Source organism: Frankia sp. R82, assembly GCF_023716925.1.
Taxonomy (GTDB): Bacteria; Actinomycetota; Actinomycetes; order Frankiales; family Frankiaceae; genus Frankia.
In genome coordinates, this window is sequence record NZ_JAMQQG010000308.1 from 22457 (window position 1) to 28614 (window position 6158).

6 protein-coding genes are annotated in these 6158 nt (G+C 68.4%); 2 read left to right on the top strand and 4 right to left on the bottom strand.

From position 1 onward, the window contains the following. Positions 1 to 56: 56 nt before the first annotated feature. The 4 genes from crcB to ND747_RS25080 all read right to left on the bottom strand — a co-directional run bounded on the left by crcB (position 57) and on the right by ND747_RS25080 (position 4214). Entirely contained in the window at positions 57 to 431 is a 375-nt protein-coding gene (crcB, locus tag ND747_RS25065) for a fluoride efflux transporter CrcB (protein ID WP_251736652.1), read from the bottom strand. Positions 432 to 483: 52 nt separating this feature from the next. Beyond that, a complete protein-coding gene (locus tag ND747_RS25070; protein ID WP_251736653.1) occupies positions 484 to 969 on the bottom strand; it encodes a CrcB family protein in 486 nt (161 codons plus the stop codon). 140 nt (positions 970 to 1109) lie between these two features. Further along, positions 1110 to 2216 (bottom strand): ABC transporter substrate-binding protein, encoded by a 1107-nt coding sequence (locus tag ND747_RS25075; RefSeq protein ID WP_251736654.1) that lies wholly within the window; start codon positions 2214 to 2216, stop codon positions 1110 to 1112. Between the two features lie 1362 nt (positions 2217 to 3578). After that, complete coding sequence (locus ND747_RS25080) at positions 3579 to 4214, bottom strand: TetR/AcrR family transcriptional regulator (RefSeq protein ID WP_251736655.1); 636 nt, start codon at positions 4212 to 4214, stop codon at positions 3579 to 3581. Positions 4215 to 4280: 66 nt separating this feature from the next. Between ND747_RS25080 and ND747_RS25085 the strand changes: the two genes are divergently transcribed. Together ND747_RS25085 and ND747_RS25090 are read left to right on the top strand one after the other, a co-directional pair. Further along, positions 4281 to 4775, top strand: a complete 495-nt coding sequence (locus ND747_RS25085) for a nuclear transport factor 2 family protein (protein ID WP_251736656.1) — start codon at positions 4281 to 4283, stop codon at positions 4773 to 4775. Positions 4776 to 4843: 68 nt separating this feature from the next. Next, positions 4844 to 6067, top strand: coding sequence for a glycoside hydrolase family 1 protein (locus ND747_RS25090; RefSeq protein ID WP_251736657.1), 1224 nt, complete (start codon positions 4844 to 4846; stop codon positions 6065 to 6067). Positions 6068 to 6158 lie beyond the last annotated feature (91 nt).

Here is a 6158-nt window from a genome sequence, read left to right on the forward strand (position 1 = left end):
GCTGTCTTCGTCCGCACCCGGTCCGGCCGGTAGGCCGCGAGCGCTCGCCCGCGGCGTCAGCCCCACAGCGCCTGGGCCACCGTCACTCCGAGGAAGGCGGCGCCGAGGGCGCCGAACATGCTGGCGGCGACGTTCGCCGCGGCGAGCAGCCCGGCGCCCTCCTCGGCCAGGCGCAGTGTCTCGTAGGAGAACGTCGAGTAGGTGCTCAACGCCCCGCACAGCCCGGTGCCGACCAGCAGCCCCACCCGGGACGACGCGGCCCCCGCGAGAACTGCCCCGGTGACCAGGCCAAGGATCAGACTGGCGACGACGTTGACGGTGAACGTGCCCCACGGGAAGGCGCTGTCGTGACGGGCCTGCACCGCGCGGTCGACCAGATAGCGGGCCGGCGCGCCGGCCATTGCCCCCAGAATCACCAGCAGCCAGCTCACCGCCGTGCCGTCCGGCCGACGGTCGCGGGGGCATCGGTGGACCCCGTCGACCTCATCGCACCCACCGCACGATCAGTCGACGGGTCGCGGCCACCGACGCCCAGACCGCGCCCAGCGCCGACACCATGCTCAGCGCCAGATAGGCCAGCGCGTGACCGGGGTGTTCGCCGTCGACCAGCCGCTGCGCGTCGACCGCGTAGGTCGAGAAGGTGGTGAATCCGCCCAGCACCCCGGTGCCCAGGAACGGTCGGGTCAGCGGATGCACCGCCGGCACCTCGGTGATCACCACCATGAGCAGCCCGATCAGCGCGCATCCCACCGTGTTCACCGACAGTGTGGTCCAGGGAAACGCGCCGGCCGGATCCGGCCAGAGCAGCGACGCGCCGTAGCGGGCGCACGCCCCGATCGCCCCACCGGTCGCGATCACGCCCAGCACCATCGCTGGCGCGCGACGCAGTTCCCACCGCTGCGCCGGAACATGCAGATCGACATCCGGATCCGTGGGCTGCACGACCTGCTGCGACGGTCCGCCGTCCACACCTGCCTCCCTACCTGCGCGGTACCGCGGTGCCTGCCACCAGCCCTGACCTGGCCTGACCTGCTCGTCCCTGCCCAGCGGGGACGAGCAGACGCGCGACGGACCAGGTCCGTCCGCCGCGCCCGGCCCGGATCATGCTCTCAGTTGGAAATCCGTTCGCCACAGTAGTCCGGGTTGACGACGTCCAGGCCCGTTCCCGTGGCGTTGACCGCGACGAACGGGTAGCACACGGCCACCTTGCCGAAGTCGCGGTCGAAGTCGAAGGAGGGGATGAGACCTCCGGCGGTGTAGTTCCTGACCGCGCGTAGACCGGTGATGAAGCTGTTCCGGGTCGGGCACGCTCCAGCCTCCTGGAGGCCACGGATCAGCATGTCCCCGAAGGTGTATCCGATCTGAGCGAGAGTCTGGTCGGCGTCCGGCAGTTCGGGGGCGTAACGCGTGATGGCGGACCGGTAGGCGGTCAGAGCGGGCGAGGCCGCCAGCCCCCCCGTGTCGGCGTTGTAGGTCGTGTAGCCCGCGAGCAACGCTCCGTACTTCTGTAGTAGCTCCGAGCTCATCGTCTGGCTACCACTGAGGATGACTTTCGGCTGTGCGCCCTGCTGCCGCACCGTGGCGACGATCTGCGCGAATGTTGCCGTCGTCAGCGTGCTGGCCAGGATGTCCGCCTTGCCGGTGACCAACTGCCGGGTGATCTCGGCGATCTGGCCGGGAGTGGGATTCTCGTCCGCACTCCCCGGTGTGACCGTGATTCCCGCGGCCTCGAAACTGGCCTGGAGCTGCCTGGCGATTCCGGACGACACCGCAATGCCGGCCGGATCGGTCACGAGCAGAGCGTGGGTTCCGCCATGCTCACGAGCGTATTTCCCGAAGGTGGTGACGGTCCCCTGGGAGCTGAGAGAAGTAGGACCGTAGCCATAGGTGAACATGTTCCGATACTGCGTCCACACTCGTTCCACCGCGATACCGATCACCGGAATCTGCTGGGCGGCGAGATAGGCCGCTCCGCCGGACGACACCGGAGTCGACTCGATGACGGCGAAGACCTTCCGGTCCTCCACCATGGACCGACTCACCACTCCGTTGGTCGCCGGATTTCCCTGGTCATCCCCCCAGTCATAACTGAGCTTGCGCCCCTCGACACCACCGGCGGCATTTGCCACACCAAACCTGGCCTCCAGGCCGGCCCGCACCGAGGTGAATGTGCCCGCGAGAGGACCGGTGTCCGGATAGATAAGTCCTACCTTCACCTGGTCCTTCGTGATTCCGGGCGTGTCGCAGGACGATGCCGCCGTGTTCGGGCCGCCCCCACAGGCCGCTGCCGTAGCCAGGCAAAGCAGCACGGCAGATAATGCAGGCAGTATACGTCTGGTCACGATGTGAATCCCCTCGGCACCCAGTCTGGATCTGATCGCCAGATTAGTAGGTTCACCACAATGAATTAGCTATAAAATCACAATGCGCTAGTTTTAATGCTTCTTGCCGCGGCTGGCCGATGCGGCCGGCGGGCAGCGGACCCCGGCCCGCCGCCCGGATGGATGACCCATCGCGCCGCACCGCCACGAAAGCGGCGCGCCTGCTCTCGGCCGGTACAGGCGCTCTCGACCTCCGGGCCGCGATGGCCGGGAGAACCCAGGCCAGGCCGACGGACCGGGCCCTCTCGCATCCCAACCGCCAACCTGTGACGCCACACCACTCCGACAGCAGGCAAAAAACCGGATAAATGTGGAAATTGGGGATCCTTTATGGGATGCTTTACTGCCTAACGCGCACCTTGAGTGCCACAAGCCGCCTCGACGGCTACCGATCCCGGTCCCTGGTCGACCACCGGGCCAGGACGACGACCGCATCATGATCAATAGGTCCCTCCGCAGGTCAGACAGCACATCGGCCGGCAACGTGATCGGCATGGGTGACCAGTCACACACAGCGACCGACGACCACGGCGAAGATCCTTTGGCCGCCGCGGATCCCGACCAGCCCGCTGAGCCCGCAGACGGCGTGCGATCCGGCGTTGTCGTGCCACACTCCGTCCCACCGCAGCACTCAGCACTCAATCCATTCCTGATAGTGACCGATTCACCCAGCCGCATGCGCCGGCCGTCGGCGAATCCCGCCACAGGTCGAACCACCGGTCGGCCCCTCTCCCCGGCACGTACGGGTACTCGGTGTCGCATTACGATCGCCCTGCCCGGCGGGCCGACATCTACTGGCGCGCATTCCGGTCCGTGAATCGCATGGACGACACGCCGTGCGCTGGAACCGCGTTCTTGGTACCCATGGCGAGTGGAGCGGGGTCCACGACGTGAAGAGTCGCGGGCAGCGACCACCGTCCATGACGACGGTCAGCTCTATCTGTAGACGAACGTCTGGGACGACGCGCGAACTACCCGGGCGTTGTCGACACTTTCGGGTTGTGGCATGGGTCGACGATGGCGATGCAGAACCTGCCGTGAACGTTCCATCTGGTGGGCATGACGCCGGGATCGCCGGCCGCGGATTCGTCCTGCCCGGCCGCCCGGGATCGATCGGGCCCGGCGGCGAACGGCGCATCCAGGTGTGGCCGCGCCACGCAGATCACTGCTGTGGGTGCGGCTGTGGGGTGCGTCCGGTCAGGGAGCCGGTGGTGGTGGCTCCCGGGTGAGCGCCTGCGCCAGGTATGCGCTGAAGAGGTCACCGAGCCGGCGCGCGAGCTCGGCATCGTCGGCATCGTCGGCACCGGATCCGACCGCCGGTCGCAGGGCACCGTTACGGCTGAGCGTGACCAGGCCGTGCACGAGCGCCCAGCTGATGAGAGCAAGGGCGGGGACATCCCGCGACATCGGGTCCGCCGGTGCGAGGTGCGAGACCGCGGCGCCCAGGACACCGAGCGCGCCCGCCTGCGCCGCCTGCAGGGCGGGATCCGCAGGATGCAGCTCACTGGGCCGAAACATCAGGTCGAACAGGGCGGGGCTGGCGAGACCGAAGTCGATGTAGGAGCGTCCGAGCCTGGCCAGATGTTCCTCGGGGCTGGACCCACGGACCCGGCGAAGCTGCACGGTCAGCGCGGCGAAACCATCGGTGGCGATCGCGGTGAGCAGCCCCGCGCGGTCATGGAAATGGTGCTTCGGTGCGGCGTGGGACAGGCCGGCCCGCCGGGCGACCGCGCGCAGGCTGATCGCCGCATGGCCGCGCTCGACGAGTTCCGCCCGGGCCGCGGCCAGCAGCCGCTGCCTGGTGGCGGACGGGGACACCTTCGGCTTCTCCACAGAGGCGAATCATAACCAGCCACTTGACAGTGTCAAGGAGTGGCGTGAGACTGAAACCGACCGACAGTGTCAACCAAACTGGTCGAGAGAGGACTCCCGGTGTATCGCGCTGTGGTCAGACGTATTGCCACCCGAAATTTCGAACGCGTCAACAACCAGGAATACGAGACCATTCTCAAGGGCTGCACCGAGGACGTTCGTCACCGCTTCGGAGGGAACCATCCACTCGGTGGTGAGCGGCACGACAAGGAGGCGCTTCGCCGCTGGTTCCAGCGGCTCGGACGGCTGTATCCCACCCTGAAACTCACCGTCCGCGACGTATGGGTCACGGGCCTGCCCCACAACACGACGGTCATCATCCGGTGGACGGCCGCGCAGACCCTGACGGACAGGTCGCCCTACGAGAACCATGGTGTGCATGTCGTCGGCATGCGCTGGGGAAAGGTCGTCGAGATCGATGCCAACGAGGACTCCCAGATCGTCGCCGAATCCATGAAGGTTCTCGCCGCACACGGTCAGGACGAAGCACTGGCACCACCCATCCTCAGCGCCAACACCTGATCGGTACCTGCGCTGAACCGAAAGCCCGGGCCCGACCCGGCGCCACCGGCTACAAAGGACCGTTGCCCATGAACCAGTTCCCCGCCGGTTTCCTCTGGGGTGCAGCCACGGCACCGCATCAGGTCGAAGGCGGTAACATCAACGCCGACATGTGGCCGGGCGAGTGGGCTGCCAACTCGATGTTCGTCGAACCGTCCGGGGATGCCTGCGACCATTACCACCGCTATCCGGAGGACATCGCGATTCTTGCCGGGGTCGGGCTGAACGCCTACCGGTTCGGGGTGGAGTGGGCAAGAATCGAACCGGAGGAAGGCTACTTCTCCCGCGCCGCCCTCGACCACTACCGGCGCATGGTGGGTACCTGTGTCGAACAGGGCGTCACACCGGTCGTCACCTACAGTCATTTCTCGACGCCCCGGTGGTTCGCGGCGGCCGGAGGCTGGAACAACCCCGCGGCCGCCGACCGATTTGCCCGGTACGCGGGCCGGGTGACCGAGCACCTCGGTGACCTCGTGCCCTGGGTGTGCACGCTCAACGAGCCGAACGTCATCTCGCTGCTCGCCCACGTCGGCATCCAGTCTGCGGGAGAGCGTGACCAGCCGCCCGAGCCGTCGGCCCCTGGGGATGGCCAGCGCGATGGCGACGCGGGGCCCGCGGTGGCGTGGGTCTCCCCCAGCGTCGAGATCATGGCCGCGGCCCATCGCAGGGCGGTGGAGGCCATCAGGTCCGGACCGGGCGAGACGAAGGTGGGGTGGACGCTTGCGCTCGTCGATCTGCAGGCGGCCGACGGCGGCGAGCGACGACTGATGGCAGCGCGCCAGGCGGCCCTGCTCGACTGGCTCGAGGTGTCCCGCGACGACGACTTCGTCGGCGTGCAGACCTACACCCGCGAGCGCATCGGCCCGGACGGTCTGCTGCCGGTCCCGGACGGTGCGGCCACGACCCAGACCGGATGGGAGGTCTACCCCCAGGCGCTCGGGCACACCGTCCGGCTCGCGGCGCAGCACGCGCAGGTGCCCGTGCTCGTCACGGAGAACGGCCTGGCCACCGCGGACGACGACGCCAGGATCGCCTACACCGCCCAGGCGCTGGCGGACCTGGCCGGCTGCGTCGCCGACGGTATCGACGTCCGCGGCTACCTGCACTGGTCGTTGCTGGACAACTTCGAGTGGTTGTCGGGCTATCAGATGACCTTCGGACTGGTCGCGGTCGACCGGACGACCTTCGCTCGGACCGTCAAGCCCTCGGCCCGATGGCTCGGCGCGGTCGCCCGCGCCGGCGGCCTCGGCTGATCGGTGCCGCACCGGACCGGGGGGGGGGGGGGGGGGGGGGGGGGGGGGGGGGGGGGGGGGGGGGGGGGGGGGGGGGGGGGGGGGGGGGGGG

Bases quoted from the DNA above. Each gene is read 5' to 3' on its own strand.
- ND747_RS25090 (WP_251736657.1), top strand. From the start codon at position 4,844: ATGAACCAGTTCCCCGCCGGTTTCCTCTGGGGTGCAGCCACGGCACCG.